Consider the following 24,265-nt stretch of genomic DNA (forward strand, 5'->3'; position numbering starts at 1 on the left):
CCTGCAGGGTGAGAAGGCGGGGCAAGACGTCGCTGATCAATGTCTCGGACGACATGCGCGAGGCCTGCACGCCGACATTGGCCGCGGCAACAACGCCCCCGCGGCCGTCGCTGCAACGCGTCCGGCGCGACCGCATCGCCATTCTCGCACCGCCGTCCAAGCTCGCTCTGCTCGGCCCAGCCGGCTTCTTCGTCGACACCGGCGATGCCGAGGTCGACCGGATGCTCGGCGGCTATATCAAGGTGCGCACCGCGCCTCGACGCGAGATGGTGATGCGCGTTCGCGGCGACTAAAACGCGTCGCGTCAGGAAACAGCGACGAGATGCCCGTTGCCGAAATCCTTCAGCGCCAGTTTCGGCGGTGGCTCGCCGATCTTTCGAGTCGGGCTCGGAATCTCCTGATCGAGACGGGCGAAGCGCGGCCGGCGCTTTGCCGGATCGGGCACCGGGACGGCTTCGATCAAACGCTTTGTGTAGGGGTGACGCGGGTTCGAAAAGACCTGATCGCGGGTGCCCATCTCGACGATCTGACCGAGATACATCACAGCGATACGGTCGGAAATGTTCTCGACCACCGCCATGTCATGCGAAATGAACAGATAGGCGATGCCAAACTCGCGCTGCAATTCCTTCAACAGATCGAGTACGCGAGCCTGCACCGAGACGTCGAGCGCCGAAACACTTTCGTCGGCGATGATGAGTTTGGGCCGAAGTGCCAGAGCGCGCGCGATGCAGATGCGCTGGCGCTGGCCGCCCGAGAATTCGTGCGGATAAAGCTCCATCTGGTCGGCCGAGAGGCCGACGCGTTCGAACAGCGCCGCCACCCGCTCGCTTCGATCCTGTTTCGAAGCGATGCCATGGATCAAAAGCGGCTCGGCGACGAGATCGCCAACGCGCATGCGCGGGTCGAGCGAGGCGTAAGGATCCTGGAAAATCATCTGCACATCGCGGCGAACCGCCTTGCGCTCGTCGCGGCCAAGGCCCGACAGATTGCGTCCGCCGATCACGATATCGCCCTGGTAAGGCACAAGCCCGGCCAGAGCCTTGGCGGTGGTCGACTTGCCGCAGCCGGATTCGCCGACCAGCGCCAGCGTCTCGTGCGGCGCGATGGAAAAGCTGACGCCTTCGACGGCGTGGACACGGCGGTTCACCTGGCCGAAGAAGCCACCGCGCAGGTCGAAGCCGACATGCAGATCGTTGATGAAGGCGACCTGCGTCGGCCTTTCCAGGATTGTTTCTCTGAAGCCTTGCCGTCCAGCACCGGTGCCAATGCGCGGCACGGCAGCGAGCAGTTCACGCGTATAGTCGGCTTGCGGGCGAGCAAAAATATCGGCGACCTTGCCTTCCTCGACCATGCGGCCATGGCGCATGACGATCACCCGATCCGCCATTTCCGCCACCACGCCCATGTCGTGGGTGATGAGGATGACGCTGGTGCCATGCTCGCGCTGGAGATCGCGCAACAGTTCCAGCACCTCGCCCTGCACGGTGACGTCGAGCGCCGTCGTCGGCTCGTCGGCGATCAGAACATCCGGCTTCAGCACCAGCGCCATGGCGATCATCACGCGCTGGCGCATGCCGCCGGACAGTTCGTGCGGAAACTGCTTCAGCCGGCTTTCGGCTTCCGGGATGCGGACGGCCGTCAGCGCCTCGATGGCGCGCCGGCGCGCCTCGCCGCGGGTAAGATCGGTATGCGCCTCGATCGACTCGACCAGCTGGCGGCCGATCGACAGTACCGGGTTGAGCGACGTCATCGGCTCCTGGAAGATCATCGCGATGCGGTCGCCGCGAATGCGCTGCATCTGACGCTCGTTGAGCGTCGCGAGGTCGATTTCGCCAAGCTGGATCATGCCAGAGGAAATTCGTGCGGCAGGCTGCGGCAGCAACTGCATGATCGCCAGCGCCGTCATCGATTTGCCGGAGCCGGATTCGCCAGCAATGCAAAGCGTCTCGCCGCGCTTGAGCGTCAGCGACAGGTCCGACACAACGTCCCGTTCGCCGTCCTCGCCGCGCACGCTGACCGACAGGCGCGCGATCTCCAGCACTGGCCTGCCTGCGGGCGAACCGACCGGAGCTGCTGCTGCCCCGGTCGGTTTGTTGGCGGCACTTGCACTCATTCGAAGACGCAACGCGGGAAGTAGAACGACACCACCCAATTCGGCATGTCGACGATCTCACTGATCCGGAGATCGCCGCAGACCGATACCAGCATGTAGGCTTCGACGGGGTCCATCCCGTAGCGACCGGCAAGCAGATCGACCATCTGGGCAACCGCTTCCCTGGCGCCGGTCATCAGGTCCGGCCCGATGCCGGTCGTCACCTCGTAACCCTTTGCGTCGAGATGGCGTGTCACCGGACCCGGCGTGGTGAAGCGCGGCGTCTTCAGCCTGATATCCTTGACCAGGTCGAGCTTGAGCACGACATCCATCGGGCTTTCGATCGCCGTTCCGCAGACCTCGCCATCGCCCTGTGCGGCATGTGTGTCACCGACCGAGAACAGCGCACCCGCCACTTCCACCGGCAGATAGAGCACGGTGCCGGCGGCGAGATCGCGGATGTCGAGATTGCCACCAACACGCCTCGGTGGCACCACCGAGTGGAGACCCATTTCGGCCGGCGCATTGCCGATGGTGCCGGCGAAGGGTTTCAGCGGTACCCGCGCATGCTTGCCGAACAGCGCCGGCTCGAGTGAGGCGGCGTCGTATTTCCAGATGTTCAGCGCCGGCTCCGGAAAATCGTCGGCGAGCAGCCCGAACCCCGGAATGTTCCCCGTCCAGCCAAAGCCGGACGGTTTGAACATCTCGATCGTCACCTTCAGCGCATCACCCGGTTCCGCGCCTTCGACGAAGATCGGCCCGGTCACCGGGTTGACCCTGTCGAAGTCGAATTTCTCGATGTCGGCGACCGTGCTATCGGCCTGAAGCTGCCCACCCGACGAATCGAGACACTGGAACTCGATTGTCGAACCGGGCGCCACCCTCTCGACCGGGACAAGGGAATTGTCCCAGCCGAAATGGTGGTGGCGCCCGTGGATGGTGTAGTCGCAGTTATTGCACATCGTTCACATACACATTGTCGTAGTTGATCGGGATATGGACCGGGTCGACATAGAGGTTGTCGGCGCCGCCCATGCGCGCCGACTTCATGGTGAAGCGTTGCTCGTTGAACACCGGCGCCCAGGGCGCGTCTTCCATGATCTTGTCGTAGATCGCGCTCCACATCTTGTCGCGCTCACCAGCCTTGGCCGGATCGACGACGGAGTCGGCTTCGGCCGCCTTGGCGTCGAGATCCTTGTTGCAGTACCACGACCAGTTCCAGCCGCCGGGGACAGCACCCGCACAGCCGAGGATCGGGCCGTAGAAGTTGGACGGATCGGGGAAGTCGGCGATCCAGGCCATGCCGCCGGACCAGATCATCGGCGCTCCGGCCTTGTCACCGCCGGCGGCGATGACGTTGGCCTGGGCGAGCGACTGGATGCTGGCCTTGATGCCGACCGCCGCCAGATCCTGCTGGATCGCCTGGGCGATGCGCGGGTTGGGGTCGGTGTTCATGGCAAACAACTGCGTCTCGAAGCCGTCGGGATGGCCAGCCTCGGCGAGCAATGCCTTGGCCTTGGCCACGTCGTGGGGATAGCCCTTGAATTCCTTGTCATAGCCGGGCATCGACGGCGGCAGCGGTTGGTTGGCCGGCACCGCGCGGTTGTTGATCAGCTGGACGATGCGGTCCTTGTTGATCGCCATGTTGACCGCTTGCCGCACCTTCACATTGTCGAAGGGCGCCATGGTGGTGTTCATGGTGATGTAGCCGGTGTGCAGCTGGCCGCCCACGACGACACGGGCCTTCTGCTCGGGATCGGCCATCACCTCCTGGAACTTGGCCGGCGGAATGCCGTCACCGGGAATATCGATCTCGCCCTTCTGCAGGCGCAGCAGCGCCACGATCGGCTCCTGACCGATCTCGAAGGTGACCTTGTCGAGATGCGGCAGGCCCTTGTGCCAGTAATCCGGGTTGCGCTCGAAGACGATGCGCTGGCCGAGCGTCCATTCGGCGAGCTTGAAGGCGCCGGTGCCGACGGGATGCTTGCCGAAGTCGGCGCCGTATTTCTCGACCTCCTCCTTCGGCACGACATGCGAGAAGTTGATCGCCATGACGTGCAGGAAGGTGGCGTCGGGCCGGCTCAGCTCGAACTTGACCGTGTAGGGGTCGACGACGGTGATACCCGACAGGCCTTCCGACTTGCCGGCGGCGACATCGTCATAACCCTTGATCGAGCCGAAGAAGCCGGCGCCCGGGCTCTGCGTCTTTGGGTTGGTCACCCTGTCGATCGTGTACTTGACGTCGTCGGCCGTCATTTCGCGGCCGTTGTGAAACTTCACCCCGTGACGCAGCTTGAAGGTGAAGGTTTTGCCGTCGGGCGCGATCTCGTAGCTTTCCGCGAGGTCGGGCTTGAGATTGGTAGTGCCCGGCTCGTAGTCCATCAGCCCGTCGAACAGGCTCTTGATCATCGACCAGTTCTGCCAGTCGTAGCCGATGGCCGGATCGAGCGTGGCGACGTCGTCCTTGTAGGTGACGGTGATGGCGCCGCCCTGCTTGGCGTTCGGATCTACGGCGTCTTCGGCGCGTGCGCTTGCCATGCCAAGCATCAGCACAAGCGCCGATGCCGCCACGGTGGATGTCAGAAATTTCTTCATCTCATGTTCCCTTTCTCTGGTTTGTTATCGGTCTTTTTCTTGGTTCTCATCTGAGCTTGATACGCGGGTCGATGAACGGTGCGACGATGTCGGCCAGGAGATTGCCGAGCACGATGGCGAAGGCCGACACCAGGGTGACGCCCATGATGATCGGAATGTCGACGCGCTGGATGGCCTGCCAGGCGAGCTGACCTATGCCGGGCCAGCCGAACACGCTTTCGACCACAACGATGCCGCCCATGAAGATGCCAATGTCGATGCCGATCATGGCGATGACCGGCAGGATCGCGTTGGGCAGCGCGTGGCGAAAGAGGATGGCGCCGCGCGCCAGACCTTTGGCGCGCGCCGTGCGCACATAATCCTGACGCAGCACGTCGATCATCGACGAGCGCATCATGCGGGCGTACCAACCGGCGCCGAGGATGCCCATGGTCAGCGACGGCAGCACCAGATGACGCCAGGTGCCGTAGCCGCCGATCGGAAACCAGCTGAGCCGCACAGCGAAGACGTAAAGCAGCAAGAGGCCGACGACGAATTGCGGCGCCGACACGCCGACGAAGGAGGCGACCATCAGCGTCTGGTCGGTGGCGGTGCCGCGCTTGACGGCGGCGATGAGGCCCATGGTCAGGCCGATCAGAAGCTCGCACAGGATGGCGCCGACCATCAGCAGCAGGCTCGCCGGCAGCCGGGAGACGATGAGCTCGGTGACCTCGGAACGCTGGATGTAGGAGCGCCCGAGATCGCCACTGAGCAGGCTCACCAGATAGTGCCAGTACTGGACGACGAAGGGCTGGTCGAGGCCAAGCTGGCGACGGATGTTCTCGACTGTCTCGGGTGTGGCGCTACGGCCGGCGATCTGCCGCACCGGATCAGCCGGCAAGAGGTAGAGCAGCGCAAAGGTGATCAGCGAGACGCCGAGCAGGATGAGCAGCGATTGAATGACGCGACGGCCGAGATAGGCGATCATACCCGGCCCCTTTGCGTCGGGTCGAGTATGTCGCGCAGCGCATCGCCGATCAGGTTGAAGGCCAGCGCCAGCGCCAGGATCGCCGCACCCGGAAGGAAGACCAGCCAGGGCGCTGCCTGGAAATAGGTCTGGTTCTCGAAAATGATGTTGCCCCAGGACGCGGTCGGCGGCTGCACGCCGATGCCGAGATAGCTGAGCGTCGCTTCCAGAAGCACGGTGGTCGAGATGCCGAGCGTGCCCCAGACGATGATCGTCGGCAAAAGATGCGGCAGGATATGGCGGAACAGAATACGTGGCGCGCCGGCGCCGATGGTGCGCTCGGCGTCGATGAACTCGCGTTCCGACAACGAGCTTGTCTCTGTGTAGATGACGCGGGCGGTCTGCACCCAGTTCACCAACGCGATCACCATGGCGACGATCCACAGGCTTGGCTGGAACACCGCTGCCAGGCAGATGGCGAGCAGCAGCGCTGGAAACGCCATCATCAGGTCGGTGAAGCGCATCAGCACGCTGCCGATCCAGCCGCGGAAATAGCCTGCCGTGACGCCAACCAGCGTGCCGATCAAGAGCGCCACGCCGTTGGCAACGATGCCGATGATCAGTGAGGTGCGCGCGCCGTAGAGGATGCGGGTCAAGAGGTCGCGACCGAGCAGATCGGTACCCAGCCAGAATTTGGCATCTGGCGGCAATGGCGCGCCTTCAAGTGTCAGCCCGTCGAACATCTGCTCGTTTGGATCGTAGCCCGTCAGCCATGGTGCCAGGATGGCGCCGGCCACGACGATGGCCACGATCGCCAGGCCGAGCACTGCCAGACGACGTTTCAGCAGTTGCCGCCAGACACCGGCGCGTGGCCTGGCCGGCATGCGCCCTGTTGCCGGAAGGTCAGGCGCGATGGGACTGGTCATCGCCGCCTTCTTCTTCCGTCATCGCCACGATCCGGCGCGCGGCCTCCTCGACACTGATCTGCCAGCTCATCGCCAGCGACCGCAGTTGCGCATAGGCGCGGCCGTCCCCGGCGCCTTTCGACAGGGCCTCGACCGCGCGCACGATGGTCTGACGCTCCGCGACACGCAGGCGAAGTGACGATATCTCGCTTGCCTGCAGCTTGCGCGCCTCGAAACTCTGCCGCGCGATCAAAAGCGCGCTATAGACGCCGGCATTGCCGACCGGCTTCAGCAATTGAGCGTCTGCCTGGTGCGACAGCGCCCATTCGATACGGCCCGGCGCCTCGGAGCCGATCAGCGCCACCAGCGGCATCGGCGCCTCGCCCGGCTTCCATGGAAATTGTTCATCGAAGCCGAGATCGGCATCGAAGAAGACGAAGTCGGCGGCGAGCACCTCAGCCGGCAGTTCCGGCCAGCAACCGACCGTCTCGAGCCCAATGGCCGACAATTGCCGCGTGATCGCCTGTACCGTCGGATGCGGACGATGCAGCACAAAGGTCTTGGCGCCGCCGAGATTCGGGATGCGCGGGACCTTGCTCACGACACCACCCTCAGGCGCGGGCGGCCGAACGTCTTTGCCGGATCGTAGCGTGACAGATAGGGGTCCGGCGCGACCTCATCCTCGCGGCTGACGACCTCGAAGAACCCGTCCGCGATCCGGCCGATGATGACCGGCAGCGTGGCGTGCTGGGAATGGGCGTCGATGCCTATCGGCCCGAGCCTGGTGGAAAAGCGCTGCCCAGCGAAGGCCTTCGAGAATTCCGCCGGACCGGCGTCGGGTTTTCGGGAGAGCACATCGGCCATCACTTGCACCGAAGCATACGCGGAAGCCTCGAACGACGAGGCGAAGGCCGCCGGGCGTGGGGCGAAATACGGGCCGACCGACAGATGCCCTTTGCCGGATTCACCAATCGCCGGCAGCTCGCCCTCGGTGAGGTTGCAAGAAATGACCGGGCAGTTTTCGGGGCTGAAGGCGGCATCCTCAGCAGCCAAATCGCGATAGGCCGCCAGGAAGGCATAGGACGAGGTGCCGATCAGGTTGTTGAGGATGAAGTTCGGCCGCGTGGCGCGGATTTCCGCGATCAGGCGCGACACGTCGGTCTCGCCGATGCGCAGGTAGCGCTCGCCCAGCACCTTGCCGCCGGCGTCCGCAATCAGGTCGCGCGCCACGCGGTTCATCTCCCAGCCCCAGATATAGTTCGAGCCAAGCAGGAAGCCGTTGGCGCCGAAGCGCGGCACGACATGCGCCATCAGCGGCACCAGATGCTGGTTGGGGCAAGCGTGCATGTAGACGACATGCTCGTTGGCCTCGAAGCCTTCATAGGGGCAGGCATACCAGAGCATGCCGCCCGCCTTTTCCAGCACGGGAATCGTCTCCTTGCGGCTCCAGGAGGTGACGCAGCCGACGACATGGCGGGCGCTGCTGGTCCTGAAAATGTCCTCGCACAGCGTCGCGTAGCGATCCGCATTGCTTTGCGGGTCGCGCTCGACCGGCACCAGTTCGATGCCTGAGCTGCGGTCGGCATTGATGTCGGCAATGGCGCGCATTGCACCCATCCGGCAGGCATCCGACACGAGCTGATAGCTCCCCGAGCGAGAATACAGGATGCCGATCTCGATGCGCCGTTTCAAACAGATCCCCAGAATGACAATGCCCCGCAGCCAGCGCCGCAGGGCGAGGCATACGAGGCATTCTTGCCGCCCGGCGGTCAGAGCCGGTATTTTCTCCGTTAGAGCGACGTGCGTCCATTCGGACGCACAAAATACGCTCTAACACTTTTCATCCACGCATTAGCGTATTCGGTACGGCGGGTCAGTCAAGCGGGAAAATGGCGGCTTTGCGTCTGGTGGCGCGGCGCGCGTGTCTCGCACGGAGCCGATCCTACCCCGGAAAATGGCGAGCCAGCCTGCGAATGCACGCGGTAAGCATCTGTGCTCGCGATGGCAGAATCTTTGAGAGAATATTCCCGGCTTCGCATTTGGCGGGAAACACCGTTCTTTGATCATGCCGCCAGCATTTCCGATGCTATCGGCAAGGCTTCGCAACCCACCAGGCCGAAACGACTTAACAACGGACGAGATAAATCATGCTCAGGAACATCAACACTTTACTGCCACCGCTTTCGGAAACTATAAACCGGCGCACAGGTCTTGCATTACTTTTCGCTTCGGCTGTTGCAATTGCCGGTTTGGCCGCGCCCAATTTATCGTTCGCCGAGGACAAGAAGGTGATCAAGGTCGGCATCATCAGCGGCGAGGACGAGGATGTGTGGCGCGTCGTCGCCGCGCAGGCAGCCGAAAAAGGTCTGACGATCGAGACCGTGGTGTTCAACGATTACACCCAGCCCAACGAAGCGCTGGAGCGTGGTGAGATCGAAGCCAACGCCTTCCAGCACCAGCCCTATCTCGACAATCAGATCAAGACGCAAGGGTACCACATCGTCCCGGTCGGCTATACCGGGGTCTGGCCGATCGGCCTCTATTCCAAGAAGTATACGAAGCTTGCCGACCTGCCGGAGGGCGCGGTCATCGGCGTGCCGAACGATCCCTCCAATGAGGGCCGGGCGCTGCGCGTGCTGCAGAACGAGGGCGTGATCAAGCTGAAGGACGGCACCGGTATTCTCGCCACCACCGCCGACATCGCCGACAATCCGAAGAAGGTGGTGATCAAGGAGCTCGACGCCGGCATTGTCGGACGCTCGGTGGAAGACCTCGATGCGGCCGTAGTCAACACGGATTGGGCGCTGAAAAGCGGCCTCACCCCGGAAAACCGCATCGCGCAGGAGCCGATTGCCGACAACCCCTATCGCAACTTCATCGCGGTGAAGGCCGGCAACGAAAACAAACCCTGGGTGAAGACGCTCGTTGCCTCCTATCAGAACGAGGCGGTGAAGGCCGAGTTCGACAATATCTACAAGGGCACCGGCCTCAGCGCCTATTGATGAGCTTCTGATCCTCAGGCGTCAGAAAAGCGGGCCGCGCTCGAACGCGGGCCGCGATCGCATTTATGGATCGCCGCAACAGGAACTGACATGAACCAACATCTGTCCGCGGCCGCCGACGCGGTTCCTATCGGCACTTCTAACGTGCCTGACGATGTCGTGCGTCTCGTGGAGCTGAAGCGGCGATTCGGCCAGACCGCGGCGCTGGATGGCGTGTCACTCACTGTGCGCAAGGGCGAGATCCTCGGCATTATCGGCCGCAGCGGCGCCGGCAAGTCGACGCTGATCCGCTGCCTGAACGGGCTGGAGCGGCCGGATTCCGGACAGGTCTTCATCGAAGGCCGCGAGATCAGCCGGCTCGGCGAACGCGAATTGCAGCCGCTCAGGCGGCGCATCGGCATGATCTTCCAGCATTTCAACCTGCTTTCGGCCAAGACGGTCGAGGACAATGTGGCGCTGCCGCTCAAGATCGAAGGCCGTCCCAGGGCCGAGCGCCTGGCCCCCGCGGCCGAGCTGCTCAAGCTCGTCGGCCTGTCGGAGAAGGCAAAAGCCTATCCGGCGTCGCTGTCGGGCGGGCAAAAGCAGCGCGTCGGCATCGCCCGGGCGCTTGCGGCGCGTCCAGCGCTACTGCTCTCCGACGAAGCCACCTCGGCGCTGGACCCGGAGACGACGCGCTCGATCCTTGCGCTTTTGAAAGACATCAACCGGCAACTCGGCCTGACCATTCTGCTGATCACCCACGAGATGGAGGTGATCCGCTCGATCGCCGATCGCGTCGCGATCATCGACGCCGGCCGCATCGTCGAGGAAGGCCCGGTATGGTCGGTGTTTGCCGATCCGAAGTCGGCGATTACCCGGAGCCTGCTCGGCGGCATCCGGCCGCAATTGCCTGCGGAGATCTCAAGCCGGCTAACGCGGACGGAGGGCGGTGAGGCGATCCTGAGGATCGACGTGGCGGGCGAGGCGGCGCGCGGGCCACTGCTGTCCGACCTGGCCGAGGCGGTTCCGGGCCTGTTCCGCCTGGTTCACGGCGGCATCGACCATGTCCAGCAGCAGCCTGTCGGCACGCTGTTCCTGGCGGTGCCGGGCAGCGACGCAAATCATCTGGCGCGCGTGATCGCGTTCCTGAAGGCCCGCGAGGCGCGGGTGGAGGTGCTTGGCCATGTCGCCAATTCTGTTTGAGCTTCTCGTCCGTTCGATCTGGGAGACGATCCTGATGACGGCCGCGTCAGGCCTCATCTCGCTGGTCTTCGGCCTGCCGCTCGGGCTGGCGCTGGTCGCCACCGACCGCGGCGGCATCGCCGAAAGCCTCTGGGTGAACCGCGCGCTGGGCGCGGTCATCAACGGCTTCCGCTCGGTGCCCTTCATCATCCTGCTGGTGGCGCTGATCCCGGTGACGCGGCTGATCGTCGGCACCTCGATCGGCACCTGGGCGGCCATCGTGCCGCTGTCGATCGCGGCCACGCCCTACTATGCCCGCATCGCCGAGGTGTCGCTGCGCGAGGTCGACCATGGGCTGATCGAGGCGGCGCGCGCCATGGGCGGCAACCGCTGGACGATCATCCGCGAGGTGCTGGTGCCGGAGGCACTGCCAGGCATCGTCGCCGGCTTCACGGTGACGCTGGTGACGCTGATCGGCGCCTCGGCGATGGCCGGCGCCATCGGCGCCGGCGGGCTCGGCGACCTCGCCATCCGCTATGGCTACCAGCGCTTCGAGACGTCAGTCATGATCGCCGTGGTCATCGTGCTGATCATCCTGGTCTGCGGCATCCAGTGGGCCGGCGACCGGCTGGTGGCCAGGCTGGATCGCCGGGCGTAACGTTAGCCCCTCAGCCTGACCCCGTCCGGGTCGAAGAACGGCATCGGCGCCACGACCGCACGGGTCGGCTTGCCGTCGATATCGATGCTGAGTTCGGTGCCAACAGCTGTGAAAGGCAGCCGCAGATGCGCGGTTGCCAGCACCGTGCCCAGCGAATAGCCGTGGTCGCTGTAGGTGACGACGCCGGCATCCTCGCCGCTGGCCAGAACCCGCGCATTGGTTGCGGCAGGCATGTCGCCGTCGAGGATCAGCCCGGTCCAGCGCTCGTCGAGGCCCTTGTCGCGCACCTTCAGCAGCGCCTCGCGGCCGACGAACTCGCCCTTGTCGAATTTGATCCAGCGGTCGAGCCCGACATGGAACGGCGTGCGCATCTCGTCCATGTCGATGCCGTGCGCGGGATAGGCCTTCTCCAGGCCAAGCGTGAACATCGCCAGGACGCCATAGGGTTTCAGGCCGAAGTCGCGGCCGGCCCGCATCAGCGCGTCCCAAACGGCGGCGGCCTCGTCGGCCGGCACGAACAGCTCGAAACCTAGCTCGCCGGTCACGCCGGTGCGCGAAATCAGCACCTTCGTCTCACCGACGCGACCTGACGTAAACGACCAGCGCTTCAGGCCGTCCAGATCGGCATCCTGCACCAGTACCTTCAAGAGCTCGCGCGAGCGCGGCCCCTGTATGGTCGGAAAGGCGACGGCCGCGGTGATGTCGGTCACATAGGCTTTTCGGCGCTCGGCATGATGCAGCAGCCAGGGCAGCATTTTGAGGCGGTTGACCGAGCCGGTCACCAGCATGAAATGCTCCGGCCCCAGCCTGAACACGGTGAGGTCGTCCATGATGCCGCCGTCCTCGCGGCACACGGTCGAATAGCGCACCTGCCCCGGTCTCATGGCAGCGGCATCGTTGACGATGACATGATTGACCAGGGCCTCGGCCTCCGGACCCTTGATGTCCATCTTGCCCATGGTGCTGAGGTCCTGGACACCGACATTTTCGCGGGTGTTCAGGTGCTCATCGGCAATACCGGAGTAATATTTAGCCGAGATGAAATCGCCGCCGACCCGGCCCATCGTCGCGCCCAGTCCGACGATGCTGTTGTAGAAAGGGGAGCGTCTTTCCGGCACGAGAATCACTTTACAAGAAGGCGTGGCGTTTGAACGAGGGCAATCGCTTCAGGTTAATGGCCACGTGTGGAGGCGACCAATTCGATGTCGGCACCGCCCCTCATCCGCCTGCCGGCACCTTCTCCCCGTATAGTGACGCGGAGAAGGGGCTGACCGCAACCTTGGCACCTGATTGGCGAATCCTCGATGAAGGCGTCCTTCTCCCCGTCACTATACGGGGAGAAGTGCCTGGCAGGGTGATGAGGGGCAGCACAAACCTGAAGCGATTGCCCTGACGTTTGAACAAGGCCAAGGCACTCCGCTCGGAGCCCCTCGCTAAGTCTTTGCTACTCGCCGTAGACGTCGAAGGCAAAGTACTTGTCGTTGATTTCCTTGTACTTGCCGTTGGCGCGCAGCGCATCGATCGCGGCATTGAGCTTGTCGGTCAATTCCTTATTGCCCTTCTGCAGCGCGATACCGACGCCGGGGCCATGGATGGCGGGGTCGGCGGTCAAGGTGCCGAGCAGCTTGCAGCAGGCGCCTTCGGGCTTCTTCAGCCATTCGGTCAAAATGATCGAGCCGTCCATCACCGCGTCGAGGCGTCCGTTGACCATGTCGGCGCGGGCATCGTCGCCGGTCGGATAGGCCTTGACGGTCGAGCCGCTGTATTTCTGCTCAGCGAAATTCTGATGGATCGTCGCGCTTTGCACGCCCAGCGTCTTGCCCTTGAGATCCTCGGGCGAAGTGCCCGATAGCGTCGAATCCTTCGGCACGGCAATGGCCGGCGGCGTCTGGTAGTATTTGTGGGTGAAGTCGACCTTCTCGGCGCGTTCGGGCGTGATGGTGATGTTGATGATGGCATCGAACTTGCCGGCCTGAAGCGCCGGGATCGAGCCGTCGAAATCCTGCACGACGAATTCGCATTCGGTCTTCATCTCGGCGCACAGCGCCTTGCCGAGATCGATGTCGAAGCCGCCCAGCGTGCCATCGGCATTGGCATGGTTGAAGGGCGGATAGGCGCCCTCGGTGCCGAGCTTGAGTTTCTTGTCCTGGGCAGAGGCAACGCCGGTGGCGAGCGCCAGGGCGAGCGAAGCGGCAAGCACGAAACGACCGAAAAGACGCATGATCCAGACCTCCGTTGATGGGCCAAGTCTACGGGCTTTTATACCCCCGGCGGAGACGGAAACGACATGGGCTGCGGCGATCACGGCGGATCGGAGGGCCCGTGGGCGCCGGCTCGCGACGTCAGCCGGCGCGCGTCCTTGTCGTGGCTGGCCGGTCGATCGCCAGCCCATCTGGCGACAGGACGACGCCGAATTTCTCGGCGGCTTCCTCGGGTGTGTAGTAGCCAAGCCCCACATCCTTCAGCACCAGGTCGGCGTCGCGCTGGAGGGGATCGCCGTAGCCGCCGCCGCCAGGCGTGCCGACGCGCACGCGGTCGCCGGCCTGCAGCGCGATGTCCTGCTCCTTGGACAAATGCGGCGGCACATGCGCCTCGCCGTTGCGGAACACGGTCACCGTGTTGACCGCGCCATCCTTGCCGCCCAGCGCGCCCTGCGGGCCGAAGCGGCCATGGTCCATGACGAACGAGGCGCGCGCATCGCCGCGCAGGATCTCGACCTCATAGGCGAGCCCAAAACCGCCGCGATGCTTGCCGGCACCGCCCGAGCCCTCGCGCAGGGCATAGCGGCGATAGAGCACCGGAAAGGCCTGCTCCATGATCTCGACCGGCGGCGACTTGGAGATGCCGATGGTCGAGCAGCCATTGGTCAGGCCGTCATGACCGGCATTGCCGCCATAGCCGCCGCCGGAGATCTGGTACATGACATAGTCGCGGCCGCGCGCCGGGTCGTTGCCGCCGAGCGCGAAATTGCCGCTGGAGCCGGCCGGGGCCGCCGTCACTCTGTCCGGCAGCGCCTGCACCATGGCCGCGAACACCGCCTCGGCGATGCGCTGCGACACCTCGGCCGCGCAGCCCGACACCGGGCGTGGATATTTCGCGTCGAGAAAAGTGCCTTCCGGCCGTTTGACGATCAGCGGCTCGAAGGCGCCGGCGCTGATCGGCACATCCGGGAAAATGTGGCGCATGGCGAGATAGACCGAGGACAAGGTCGTCGCCAGCACGCTGTTCATCGGCCCGGCGCAAGGTTTGGACGAACCGGCGAAATCGAAGCCCAGCGTGTCGCCCTTTTTCTCGACCGCCAGCGCAATGGTCAGCGGCTCGTTCACCACCCCGTCGGAATCGACGAAGGCTTTGGACCGGTAGATGCCGTCGGGAATGGCCGATATGTTGGCGCGCATCTGCTCGGCGGCGCGGCGGCGCAATTCGGCGATCGCCTCGACAACAGTTTCGTCACCGTAACGATCCAGGATTCCGTTCAACCGGTCCTGGCCGATCAGCAATGCGGCGGCTTGCGCGCGGATGTCGCCAATGCGCTGGTCGGCGACGCGGATGTTGGAGCAGATGATGGCGTAGATCTCGGGATCGAGCACGCCCTTCTTGAACAGTTTGACGGGCGGCAGCCGCAGGCCTTCCTGCTCGACGGCCGTCGCCGAGGCGGAAAAGCCTCCGGGTACCGAGCCGCCAATGTCGGGCCAGTGGCCGGTGTTCGACAGCCAGCAGAAGATTTTTTCTCGGCGGTAGACCGGCATGACGAAGCGCACATCCATCAGATGCGTGCCGCCGAGATAGGGGTCGTTGACGATGTAGATGTCGCCGGGTTCTGGCGGCAGACAACGGCCGTCGGCGATCATCTCGATCACCGTCCTGGTCGAATATTGCATGACGCCGACGAACACCGGCAGGCCCTGGCTGCCCTGTGCGATCAGCGAGCCGTCGACCGCCGAATAGATGCCGTCGGAACGGTCATTGGCCTCGGCGATGACCGGCGAGAAGGCGGCGCGCGAAAATGTCAGGTCCATCTCGTCGCAGACCTGTTGCAGCGCTGCCTGAAGCACCGAAAGCGTGATGGCGTCGAGCTTTGTCATCTCAGGCCTCGATGTCGATGATGATGTTGCCGTCGGCATCCGAACGCGCCCGGTCGCCCGGTTCGAGCACGGTGGTGGCGTCCATCTGTTCGAGGATCGCCGGCCCTTCGATGACAGCGTCGAGCGGCAGTTTTTCCCTGACGTAGACCGGCGTGTCGTGCCACGTGCCGGCATACCAGACCGGCCGGGTCTCGCGCCGTGCCTCATCGAGCGTCGCTGTGCGTCCGGCGGGGTCGATCAGCCGCGACAGATCGATCGCTGGCCGCACACCCGTCACCGAGGTGTTGAGATTGACCAGATTGGCGCGGATCTCCGGCAACTCGACCTTGAAGCGGGCGAAATAGGCCTTTTCGAAAAGCTGCTGCAATTCCCTGCGCGTCACCGAGGACGATGGCAGCGGCACGTTGATGATGTGGGTCTGGCCGACGAACTGCATGTCGGCGGAATGGGTGACGCGGGTCGTTTCCGGCTTCACCGCTTCCTTGCCGATCAGCTCCTCACCCTCGTTTCGGTGCCGTTCCAATACAGAATGAAGCTGGCTTTCATCGAGGCCCGCCACCGGCTGGTTGACCGTGTTGACGAAGTCATGCCTGAGATCGGCGACGACGCAGCCGAGCGCATTGGTGATGCCGGGACGCGCCGGCACCAGCACTTTGGGCAGGCCGAGCTCGCGCGCCAGTGCGGTCGCATGCAGCGGCCCGGCGCCGCCAAAGGCGAACAGCGCGAAATCGCGCGGGTCGTGGCCGCGCGACACCGAGACCATGCGAATGGCGCCGGCCATCTTCATATTGCCCAGCCTGAGCACCGCGCCCGCCGCCTCGACGCCGGACAGGCCGGTCGGCTTGCCAATCCTGTCCTCGAAGATGCCGGTGACGCGCTCGACCGTGACCGGATTTTCGACCGCCAGCAGCTTCTTCGGCGCCAGCCGTCCCAGCACCAGATTGGCGTCGGTGATGGTCGGCTCACTGCCGCCGCGCCCGTAGCAGATCGGGCCGGGATTGGCGCCCGCACTTTCCGGGCCGATCTGGATCAGGCCAGCCGCATCGACGCGGGCAATCGAGCCTCCCCCGGCGCCGACCGTGTGCACCGCCACCATCGGCACATGGATCGGCATGGCATATTCGATCTCGATCTCGTTCGAGACGGCCGGCTCGGCGTTGCGGATCAGCGCCACGTCGGTCGAGGTACCGCCCATGTCGTAAGTGACGAGGTTTTCGAAACCGGCGCGCTTGCCCGTATATGCGGCGGCGATGACGCCGGAGGCCGGACCGGACATGACGGTCTTGGCCGATTCACGTGTGACGAAGCGCGCCGAGATCATGCCGCCATTGCCGTTCATGATCAGGAAGTCGCGGGCATAGCCCTTGGCCGCCAGTTCCTTGCGCAGCCTTTCGACATAGCGTTCGAGGATCGGCTGCACAGAGGCGTTGACGGAAGCGGTCACCCCACGCTCGAACTCGCGCGCTTCCGACAGCAGCGCATGGCCCGTCGTGATGTAGCCGTTCGGCCAAAGCTCGGCGGCGATTTCGGCCGCGCGCCGCTCATGCGCGGGGTTGGCGTAGGAGTGCAGAAAATGGATGACGAGGGATTCGCAGCCGGCTTCGATCAACTGTGAAACCGCTGCCCGCATTCCGGCCTCGTCAAGCGGCTCGCGGATCGAGCCCGAAGCCTCGACCCGCTCCGATACTTCGAGCCGGAGATTGCGGGGAATGACCGGCACGAATGTGCCCGTCATGCCATAGGGCTGCGGTCGGGTCCGCCGGCCAAGCTCGATGACATCGCGAAAGCCGCGCGTGGTGATCATGCCGGTCCTGGCCAGCCGGCGTTCGAGCACGGCATTGGTGGTGGTGGTCGTGCCGTGAACGATGAGATCGATGCCGTCGATGGGAAAGCCGGTAACGCCAAGCGCCGAGACGACACCGAAGGCCTGGTTGTCGACCGTGGTCGGGGTTTTGGCGATATACACCCGGCCACCGTCTCGACCGTCGATCAGAAGCAGGTCGGTGAAGGTTCCGCCGACATCGATGCCGGCGACGACGCTGCCCGAGGAATCCAGCGCCGGCGCCGAAAAATTCTCTTTCATTGTCGAAACCCGAAATGCCCGGACTATGGATATGTCTTAGATTGGAAAGGTGTTTTACGGCGATCCCTTGACGCAAATATCATTTGTATACTAATAAATTCCGGGCACAAGAGCTTACCGCTTCGGAGTGTGCAACCGCACGCTGGAACCTGACCGGTTCAGGCGCGCAGGAGAAGGTTTGGCGCCCCCCGGGCCTGAAGATTGGGTCTGAAGTTGGGCCAGAAGGTTAGGTTTGATGAACACCACATCCGCGTTCAACACCGCCGGCGCCCGCCCGCTGCAATTCCCGATTCCGGCCAATGTCTATGCCGAAACCGTCGTCTCGGTGAAGCACTATACCGACCGCCTGTTTTCCTTCCGCATCACCCGGCCGCAGTCGCTGCGCTTCCGCTCCGGCGAGTTCGTCATGATCGGCCTGCCCAACGCCGAGAAGCCGGTGTACCGTGCCTATTCCGTCGCCAGTCCGGCCTGGGACGACGAGCTGGAATTCTTCTCGATCAAGGTGCCGGATGGCCCGCTGACTTCCGAATTGCAGAAGATCCAGGTCGGCGACACCGTCATCATGCGGCAGAAGTCGACCGGCACGCTGGTGCTCGACGCTTTGACCCCCGCAAAACGCCTGTTCATGATCTCGACCGGCACCGGCATCGCGCCCTTCGCCAGCCTGCTGCGCGATCCCGATACCTATGAGAAGTTCGAGCAGGTGATCCTGACGCACACCTGCCGCGACAACGCCGAACTCACCTACGGCCAGGAATTGGTCGCGGCACTGGAGAACGATCCGCTGATTGGCGAACTGACCGGCGGCCGCGTCACGCTCTACAATTCGACAACGCGCGAGCAGTCCGAGCGCATGGGCCGCATCACCGCGCTGATCGGTTCCGGCAAGTTCTACAGTGATCTCGGCATCGACAGGCTCGATCCGGAAACCGACCGCATCATGATCTGCGGCTCGATGCATATGCTGAAGGACGTCAAGGAACTCGCCGAAAGCCTCGGCTTCCAGGAAGGTTCGCTGCATCATCCGGCAAGCTTCGTCGTCGAGCGCGCCTTCGTCGGCTGAGGGCAGACGCTTCGTTCCGAAATCAGGTTTGACCTTTCGGTCAAAAGCTGGCTGCTTTATCATCCTTTTTCCATTATGACCGCGTGAAAGACTCGTGAAGTACGGCTTCGCGGGCTATCTTCGGCATGATCGCTGAACAAAGGGGCAGGAGATGAGCAGCACAATCCGCGAGGCCGGCCTTGGTGGCGGCGCGTCCAAGGTCACGCCGCTGCCGGCGCGCACCGCCGCCAATACGCCCGTACCGCCAGACCACGCCATTGCCCGCAATCCCGGCATGCGGCTCGATCTCGGCTTCATGGAATCGGTGCGCAGCGTCAATCGCTCGGCGCTGGAACGCCGCGTCGCCAGCCTGACCAAGCGGCGCTCGATCAAGGCCGACAACCAGGCGGCCTGGCTGCTGCGCGCCGTCGCCTGCATGGACCTGACGACGCTCAATTCCAACGACACCGAGGAGCGCGTACGCCGGCTCTGCGCCAAGGCGATCAACCCGTTCCGCCGCGACATCGTCGAAGGCCTGGGCATAGCAGGCGAAACCATCCGTCCGGCGGCGGTCTGCGTCTATCATCCCTTCGTTGCCACCGCCGTCGATACCGTGCGTGGCACCGGCATCCATGTCGCCGCCGTTTCCACGGCGTTCCCGCATGGTCTGGCACCATTGTCGACGCGCCTGCAGGAGATAGAAGCCTCGGTGCGCGACGGCGCCGACGAGATCGATGTCGTCATCCCGCGCGGGCTGGTTTTCGGCGCCAAATGGCAGGAACTCTACAACGAGATCGTCTCGATGCGCGCCGCCTGCGGCGAGGCGCATCTCAAGGTCATTCTCGGCACAGGCGACCTCGCCACGCTGCGCAATGTCATGCTGGCGTCCATGGTGGCGATGATGGCCGGCGCCGATTTCATCAAGACCTCGACCGGCAAGGAAAGCGTCAACGCGACACTGCCGGTCGGCCTCGCCATGGTGCGCGCCATCCGCGCCTATTTCGAGGAGACCGGCTATCTCATCGGCTTCAAGCCGGCCGGCGGTATTTCCACCGCCAAGGTTTCACTCGACTGGCTGGTGCTGATGAAGGAAGAGCTGGGACGGCCATGGCTGGAGCCGGAGCTGTTCCGCTTCGGCGCGTCGAGCCTGCTGACCGACATCGAACGCCAGCTTGAGCACCATCTGACTGGCCACTATTCGGCCAATCATCGCCACGCGATGGCTTGAGGCGCGTGAGGCCTTGAACGTGGAGTTCCTTCGCGCCCCCCTCTGTCCTGCCGGACATCTCCCCCACTTGTGGGGAGATCGGCTGTCATCGGCGATTTCGCCAATCGGCAACGTTGCAGGATGGTGGAAGACAAACGCGAAGTCCGATCTCCCCCCTCGTGGGGGAGATGTCCGGCAGGACAGAGGGGGGCGCGAAGGATCGTCTGCCTCGCTGAAGAGGAGCGCCTGATGAACATTCTCGAACGCTATCACGCCATGGAATACGGGCCGGCGCCGGAGGCCCGCAACGAGGCCGATGCGTGGCTGGCCGCGCGCGATTTCGGCAAAGCGCTGTTTATCGGCGGCGACTGGAAAGCGGCCGGCAGCGGCAAGACTTTCGAGACCAGCGATCCCTCCTCCGGCAAGCTGCTCGCCAAGGTGTCTGACGCCGGTGCCGCCGATATCGATGCCGCGGTTTCGGCCGCGGCAAAAGCGCTGCCGAAGTGGAGCGCGTCCTCCGGCTATCAACGCGCGAAAGTGCTCTACGCCATCGGCCGCGCCATGCAGCGCCACCAGCGCCTGTTCGCGGTGCTGGAATCGATCGACAATGGCAAGCCGATCCGCGAAAGCCGCGACATCGACGTGCCGCTGGCCATCCGCCATTTCATCCACCATGCCGGCTGGGCGCAGGCGCTGGACAGGGATTTTCCTGATCACAAGGGCGTCGGCGTCGTCGGCCAGATCATTCCGTGGAACTTCCCGCTCTTGATGCTGGCCTGGAAGATCGCGCCGGCACTCGCCGCCGGCTGCACGGTGGTGCTGAAGCCGGCCGAGTTCACGCCGCTCACCGCCATCCTGTTCGCCGAGATCTGCGGACGCTCCGGCGTGCCGAAAGGGGTCGTCAACATCGTCCAGGGCGGCCCGGAAGCGGGCGCGGCGATCGTCAATCACCCCGGCATTCAGAAGATCGCCTTCACCGGTTCTTCGGAAGTCGGCAAGATCATCCGGAAGGCCACCGCGGGGTCCGGCAAGAAACTGTCGCTGGAGCTTGGCGGCAAGTCGGCCTTCGTCGTCTTCGAGGACGCCGATCTCGACAGCGCCGTCGAGGGTCTGGTCGACGGCATCTGGTTCAATCAGGGCCAGGTCTGCTGCGCCGGCTCGCGGCTGTTAGTGCAGGAAGGCATTGCCGACGCCTTCATTGCCAAGGTCAAGGTTAGGATGAGCCGGCTGCGCGTCGGCAGCCCGCTCGACAAGAACACCGATATCGGCCCGCTGGTCGATTTGAGCCAGCTCGACCGCGTCAAGGGCCTGGTCGCCGAAGGGGCGAAACAGGGTGCAATCTGCTGGCAGCCGGACACGGCACTGCCGTCTTCCGGCTATTACCATCCGCCGACACTCGCCACCGGTGTTTCACCGGCTAATATCCTGGCGCAGGAAGAGGTGTTCGGGCCGGTGCTCGCCACCATGACCTTCCGTAACACCGAGGAAGCGATCGAGCTCGCCAACAACACGCGTTACGGGCTGGCAGCCTCGGTATGGAGCGAGAACGTCAATCTTGCCCTGCACGTCGCGCCGCAGTTGAAGGCCGGCGTCGTCTGGGTCAACGGCACCAACATGTTCGATGCCGCCTGCGGTTTCGGCGGCTACCGCGAAAGCGGCTTTGGCCGCGAAGGCGGACGCGAGGGCATGTTCGAATATCTCTCGGCAAAACTGCCGCTCGGTCCTGTCGTCAAGCCGGCAGCAGCTTCGGCCCAACCCGTCGAGCGACCGGAAGGCGACGCCATCGACCGCACGGCAAAGCTGTTCATCGGCGGCAAGCAGGTGCGGCCGGACGGCAATTATTCGCTGGCGATAGCCAATGCCAAGGGCAAGCTTGCCGGCGAGGTCGGTCTCGGCAACCGCAAGGACATACGCGACGCCGTCGCCGCGGCCCGCGCCTGCAAGGGCTGGCCGGAGGCGACCGCCTACAATCGCTCCCAGGTGCTTTACTATCTGGCCGAGAACCTATCTGGCCGCGCCGATGAATTCGCCGCCCGTATCACCGAGCTTACCGGCGCCGCCGCCAAGGCGGCGCGTGAAGAGGTCGAGCAGTCGATCGAGCGGCTGTTCCTCTATGCCGGCCTTGCCGACAAGTTCGAAGGCCGCGTGCATCAGCCGCCGGCCCGCGCCGTCACCCTGGCGTTGCACGAGCCGGTCGGCGTCGTCGGCATCGTGGCATCCGACAATGCGCCCCTGCTCGGGCTGATCTCGCTGGTCGCCCCGGCGCTCGCCATGGGCAACACCGTGGTGGCCGTACCTTCGGAAAAATATCCGCTGCTGGCCACCGACCTCTACCAGGTCATCGAATATTCCGACGTCCCGGCCGGCGCCATCAACATCGTCACCGGCCGCAGCGCCGAACTCGCCGGCGTGCTGGCCAAGCACGACGATGTCGACGGGCTCTGGGTCTTCGCCGATGCCGAGACCTGCGCCAAGGCGGAAGCGGACTCCGTGGGCAATCTGAAACGCGTGTGGACCGGCAATGGACGCAGCCTCGATTGGGCTTCGGGCGAAGCTGCGGGCGATGCCTTCCTGCGTCGGTCCGTCGAGGTCAAGAACGTCTGGGTGCCCTACGGCGATTGAGAAGAGTTCAAATTGAATGGTGACCGTGTCCGGGCTTGACGCCCGGATGCGTGTTCTTTAACGAGAAAAAACATTTTTATCAGTGAACGGCTGAGCACAGGCCACATAGTAGCGCCTGACTGGCACATGACGCCTTGGCCGTCCGCCGATAAATGCGGATGACCCGAGCGGGCGAGGAGAAAAGCATGGCGGATTTGGCAGGCAAGGTCGTTGTCGTCACGGCGGCGGCGCAAGGCATTGGCCGGGCGAGCGCGCTGGCTTTCGCCAAGGCAGGCGCCGTGGTGCACGCCACCGACATCAACGAGGTGCTGCTCGCCGAACTCGGCAAGACATCGGGGATCAAGACCCGCAAGCTCGACGTGCTGAACGATGCGGCCGTCAACGCCGCCTTCGCCGAGATCGGCGCCGTCGACGTGCTGTTCAACTGCGCCGGCTTTGTCCATTCAGGCTCGATCCTCGATATGAAGGAGGCCGATCTGGATTTCGCCTTCAACCTCAATGTGCGCGCGATGATCCGCACCATCCGCGCCGTGCTGCCCGGCATGCTTGCGCGTGGTGATGGTTCCATCATCAACATGGCCTCGCTGGCGAGCTCGACCAAGGGCGTGCCGAACCGCTTCGTCTATGGGCTGACCAAGGCGGCTGTGATCGGCCTGACCAAGGCGGTCGCCGCCGACTATGTCGGCAAGGGCATACGCTGCAACGCGATCTGCCCCGGCACCGTCGAGAGCCCGTCGCTGCAGGACCGTATGCATGCGCAGGGCGACTATGAGGCGGCGCGAGCCGCCTTCATCGCCCGCCAGCCGATGGGTCGCCTCGGCACGCCCGAGGAAATCGCCGATCTTGCCGTCTATCTCGCCGGCGCCACCTATACGTCGGGACAGGCTTATAATATCGACGGTGGCTGGTCGATCTAAGAGCATGATCCCGAAAAGTGGGAACCGATTTTCGGACAAGATCATGCTCAAGCGAACAAACTGGAGAAAAATTGCATGAAACTGCTGCGCTATGGCGAGGCGGGGAGCGAACGCCCCGGCCTGCTCGATGCGGATGGAACGATCCGCGACCTCTCCGCCCATGTCACCGACATTGCCGGCAAGGCGCTCGACCCGGCATCGCTTGAGACATTGTCGAAGCTCGATCCAAAATCGCTGCCGGCGGTTTCCGGCAAGCCCCGCATCGGCGCCTGCGTTGCCGGCACCGGCAAATTCATCTGCATCGGGCTCAACTATTCCGACCATGCCGCCGAGACCGGCGCCACCGTGCCGCCGGAGCCGATCATCTTCATGAAGGCAAGCTCGGCCATTGTCGGTCCGGACGACGACGTGCTGATCCCGCGCGGCTCGGTCAAGACCGACTGGGAGGTCGAGCTCGGTGTGGTCATCGGCAAAACCGCTAAATATGTCAGCGAGGCGGATGCGTTCGATTATGTCGCCGGCTACTGCGTCGCGCATGACGTGTCCGAGCGCGCCTTCCAGGCCGAGCGTCAGGGCCAGTGGACCAAGGGCAAGAGCTGCGACACGTTCGGGCCGATCGGGCCGTGGCTGGTCACCAAGGACGAGGTGAAGGACCCGCAGAACCTGCCGATGTGGCTGAAGGTCAACGGCAAGACGATGCAGAACGGCTCGACCAAGACCATGGTCTATGGCGTCGCCTACCTCGTTTCCTATCTCAGCCAGTTCATGTCGCTGCATCCGGGCGACATCATCTCGACCGGCACGCCGCCCGGTGTCGGGCTGGGCATGAAGCCGCCGGTGTTCCTGAAGGCCGGAGACGTCGTCGAACTCGGCATCGAAGGCATGGGCACGCAAAAGCAGACGTTCAAGGCCGACGTTTAGCGTATACTTCTCTCCCTTCTCCCCTT

General features: G+C 64.0%; 20 protein-coding genes. 9 read left to right on the forward strand and 11 right to left on the reverse strand.

Annotation, left to right across the window (positions count from 1 at the left end; genetic code table 11):
- Window positions 1–293 (forward strand): hypothetical protein (locus tag MESS4_RS02565; protein WP_036240498.1); only part of this gene is annotated, 293 nt, incomplete at its 5' end.
- A gap of 11 nt (window positions 294–304) precedes the next feature.
- On the opposite strand, the gene MESS4_RS02570 is transcribed toward MESS4_RS02565, so the two are convergent.
- The 7 genes from MESS4_RS02570 to MESS4_RS02600 are packed head-to-tail and all read right to left on the reverse strand — an operon-like array spanning window position 305 to window position 8,233.
- On the reverse strand, window positions 305–2,116 hold the full coding sequence (locus MESS4_RS02570) for an ABC transporter ATP-binding protein (RefSeq protein WP_006326185.1): 1,812 nt from the start codon (window positions 2,114–2,116) through the stop codon (window positions 305–307).
- Window positions 2,113–3,057, reverse strand: a complete 945-nt coding sequence (locus MESS4_RS02575; protein WP_006326186.1) for an acetamidase/formamidase family protein — start codon at window positions 3,055–3,057, stop codon at window positions 2,113–2,115. Before MESS4_RS02575 ends, MESS4_RS02570 begins: the two co-directional genes overlap by 4 nt.
- On the reverse strand, window positions 3,047–4,690 hold the full coding sequence (locus MESS4_RS02580) for an ABC transporter substrate-binding protein (RefSeq protein WP_006326187.1): 1,644 nt from the start codon (window positions 4,688–4,690) through the stop codon (window positions 3,047–3,049). Before MESS4_RS02580 ends, MESS4_RS02575 begins: the two co-directional genes overlap by 11 nt.
- Window positions 4,691–4,736: 46 nt before the next feature.
- Window positions 4,737–5,657: an ABC transporter permease gene (locus tag MESS4_RS02585; RefSeq protein ID WP_006326188.1), complete on the reverse strand. Its 921-nt coding sequence runs from the start codon at window positions 5,655–5,657 to the stop codon at window positions 4,737–4,739.
- On the reverse strand, window positions 5,654–6,520 hold the full coding sequence (locus tag MESS4_RS02590; protein ID WP_198292716.1) for an ABC transporter permease: 867 nt from the start codon (window positions 6,518–6,520) through the stop codon (window positions 5,654–5,656). The genes MESS4_RS02585 and MESS4_RS02590 overlap by 4 nt, the downstream gene beginning before the upstream one ends.
- A gap of 19 nt (window positions 6,521–6,539) precedes the next feature.
- A complete protein-coding gene (locus MESS4_RS02595; RefSeq protein WP_006326190.1) occupies window positions 6,540–7,142 on the reverse strand; it encodes a hypothetical protein in 603 nt (200 codons plus the stop codon).
- Entirely contained in the window at window positions 7,139–8,233 is a 1,095-nt protein-coding gene (locus tag MESS4_RS02600) for a transporter substrate-binding protein (RefSeq protein ID WP_036240501.1), read from the reverse strand. The genes MESS4_RS02595 and MESS4_RS02600 overlap by 4 nt, the downstream gene beginning before the upstream one ends.
- Window positions 8,234–8,688: 455 nt before the next feature.
- On the opposite strand from MESS4_RS02600, the gene MESS4_RS02605 reads away from it, so the two are divergent.
- The 3 genes from MESS4_RS02605 (at window position 8,689) to MESS4_RS02615 (ending at window position 11,362) form a co-directional block, all read left to right on the forward strand.
- Entirely contained in the window at window positions 8,689–9,543 is an 855-nt protein-coding gene (locus tag MESS4_RS02605; RefSeq protein ID WP_006326199.1) for a MetQ/NlpA family lipoprotein, read from the forward strand.
- 90 nt (window positions 9,544–9,633) lie between these two features.
- On the forward strand, window positions 9,634–10,725 hold the full coding sequence (locus MESS4_RS02610; protein ID WP_006326200.1) for a methionine ABC transporter ATP-binding protein: 1,092 nt from the start codon (window positions 9,634–9,636) through the stop codon (window positions 10,723–10,725).
- The gene (locus MESS4_RS02615) at window positions 10,706–11,362 is read left to right on the forward strand and encodes a methionine ABC transporter permease (protein ID WP_006326201.1); all 657 of its coding nucleotides are present in this window, start codon (window positions 10,706–10,708) and stop codon (window positions 11,360–11,362) included. Before MESS4_RS02610 ends, MESS4_RS02615 begins: the two co-directional genes overlap by 20 nt.
- 2 nt (window positions 11,363–11,364) lie before the next feature.
- Here MESS4_RS02615 and MESS4_RS02620 read toward each other — a convergent pair whose 3' ends face one another.
- The 4 genes from MESS4_RS02620 to MESS4_RS02635 all read right to left on the reverse strand — a co-directional run bounded on the left by MESS4_RS02620 (window position 11,365) and on the right by MESS4_RS02635 (window position 17,530).
- Window positions 11,365–12,480 carry an aminomethyltransferase family protein gene (locus MESS4_RS02620; protein WP_036240504.1) on the reverse strand — a complete coding sequence of 372 codons (1,116 nt, stop codon included), beginning with the start codon at window positions 12,478–12,480 and terminating at the stop codon, window positions 11,365–11,367.
- 326 nt (window positions 12,481–12,806) lie between these two features.
- The gene (locus tag MESS4_RS02625) at window positions 12,807–13,583 is read right to left on the reverse strand and encodes an ABC transporter substrate-binding protein (protein WP_006326204.1); all 777 of its coding nucleotides are present in this window, start codon (window positions 13,581–13,583) and stop codon (window positions 12,807–12,809) included.
- Between the two features lie 121 nt (window positions 13,584–13,704).
- Window positions 13,705–15,447, reverse strand: coding sequence for a hydantoinase B/oxoprolinase family protein (locus MESS4_RS02630; protein WP_006326205.1), 1,743 nt, complete (start codon window positions 15,445–15,447; stop codon window positions 13,705–13,707).
- 1 nt (window position 15,448) lies between these two features.
- On the reverse strand, window positions 15,449–17,530 hold the full coding sequence (locus MESS4_RS02635) for a hydantoinase/oxoprolinase family protein (RefSeq protein ID WP_006326210.1): 2,082 nt from the start codon (window positions 17,528–17,530) through the stop codon (window positions 15,449–15,451).
- A gap of 235 nt (window positions 17,531–17,765) precedes the next feature.
- On the opposite strand from MESS4_RS02635, the gene MESS4_RS02640 reads away from it, so the two are divergent.
- The 5 genes from MESS4_RS02640 (at window position 17,766) to MESS4_RS02660 (ending at window position 24,239) form a co-directional block, all read left to right on the forward strand.
- Window positions 17,766–18,593 carry a ferredoxin--NADP reductase gene (locus MESS4_RS02640; RefSeq protein WP_006326211.1) on the forward strand — a complete coding sequence of 276 codons (828 nt, stop codon included), beginning with the start codon at window positions 17,766–17,768 and terminating at the stop codon, window positions 18,591–18,593.
- Window positions 18,594–18,744: 151 nt separating this feature from the next.
- Complete coding sequence (gene deoC / locus MESS4_RS02645; protein ID WP_006326212.1) at window positions 18,745–19,800, forward strand: deoxyribose-phosphate aldolase; 1,056 nt, start codon at window positions 18,745–18,747, stop codon at window positions 19,798–19,800.
- A gap of 228 nt (window positions 19,801–20,028) precedes the next feature.
- Entirely contained in the window at window positions 20,029–22,401 is a 2,373-nt protein-coding gene (locus tag MESS4_RS02650; RefSeq protein ID WP_006326213.1) for an aldehyde dehydrogenase family protein, read from the forward strand.
- Window positions 22,402–22,586: 185 nt separating this feature from the next.
- The gene (locus MESS4_RS02655; RefSeq protein WP_006326215.1) at window positions 22,587–23,318 is read left to right on the forward strand and encodes an SDR family oxidoreductase; all 732 of its coding nucleotides are present in this window, start codon (window positions 22,587–22,589) and stop codon (window positions 23,316–23,318) included.
- Between the two features lie 75 nt (window positions 23,319–23,393).
- Complete coding sequence (locus tag MESS4_RS02660) at window positions 23,394–24,239, forward strand: fumarylacetoacetate hydrolase family protein (RefSeq protein ID WP_006326217.1); 846 nt, start codon at window positions 23,394–23,396, stop codon at window positions 24,237–24,239.
- Window positions 24,240–24,265: the final 26 nt, after the last annotated feature.

This window comes from Mesorhizobium sp. STM 4661, from assembly GCF_000359125.1.
Classification (GTDB): Bacteria; Pseudomonadota; Alphaproteobacteria; order Rhizobiales; family Rhizobiaceae; genus Mesorhizobium.

Bases quoted from the DNA above. Each gene is read 5' to 3' on its own strand.
- MESS4_RS02570 (WP_006326185.1), bottom strand. From the start codon at position 2,116: ATGAGTGCAAGTGCCGCCAACAAACCGACCGGGGCAGCAGCAGCTCCG.
- MESS4_RS02575 (WP_006326186.1), bottom strand. From the start codon at position 3,057: ATGTGCAATAACTGCGACTACACCATCCACGGGCGCCACCACCATTTC.
- MESS4_RS02580 (WP_006326187.1), bottom strand. From the start codon at position 4,690: ATGAAGAAATTTCTGACATCCACCGTGGCGGCATCGGCGCTTGTGCTG.
- MESS4_RS02585 (WP_006326188.1), bottom strand. From the start codon at position 5,657: ATGATCGCCTATCTCGGCCGTCGCGTCATTCAATCGCTGCTCATCCTG.
- MESS4_RS02590 (WP_198292716.1), bottom strand. From the start codon at position 6,520: ATGCCGGCCAGGCCACGCGCCGGTGTCTGGCGGCAACTGCTGAAACGT.
- MESS4_RS02605 (WP_006326199.1), top strand. From the start codon at position 8,689: ATGCTCAGGAACATCAACACTTTACTGCCACCGCTTTCGGAAACTATA.
- MESS4_RS02610 (WP_006326200.1), top strand. From the start codon at position 9,634: ATGAACCAACATCTGTCCGCGGCCGCCGACGCGGTTCCTATCGGCACT.
- MESS4_RS02615 (WP_006326201.1), top strand. From the start codon at position 10,706: ATGTCGCCAATTCTGTTTGAGCTTCTCGTCCGTTCGATCTGGGAGACG.
- MESS4_RS02625 (WP_006326204.1), bottom strand. From the start codon at position 13,583: ATGCGTCTTTTCGGTCGTTTCGTGCTTGCCGCTTCGCTCGCCCTGGCG.
- MESS4_RS02630 (WP_006326205.1), bottom strand. From the start codon at position 15,447: ATGACAAAGCTCGACGCCATCACGCTTTCGGTGCTTCAGGCAGCGCTG.
- MESS4_RS02635 (WP_006326210.1), bottom strand. From the start codon at position 17,530: ATGAAAGAGAATTTTTCGGCGCCGGCGCTGGATTCCTCGGGCAGCGTC.
- MESS4_RS02640 (WP_006326211.1), top strand. From the start codon at position 17,766: ATGAACACCACATCCGCGTTCAACACCGCCGGCGCCCGCCCGCTGCAA.
- deoC (WP_006326212.1), top strand. From the start codon at position 18,745: ATGAGCAGCACAATCCGCGAGGCCGGCCTTGGTGGCGGCGCGTCCAAG.
- MESS4_RS02650 (WP_006326213.1), top strand. From the start codon at position 20,029: ATGAACATTCTCGAACGCTATCACGCCATGGAATACGGGCCGGCGCCG.
- MESS4_RS02655 (WP_006326215.1), top strand. From the start codon at position 22,587: ATGGCGGATTTGGCAGGCAAGGTCGTTGTCGTCACGGCGGCGGCGCAA.
- MESS4_RS02660 (WP_006326217.1), top strand. From the start codon at position 23,394: ATGAAACTGCTGCGCTATGGCGAGGCGGGGAGCGAACGCCCCGGCCTG.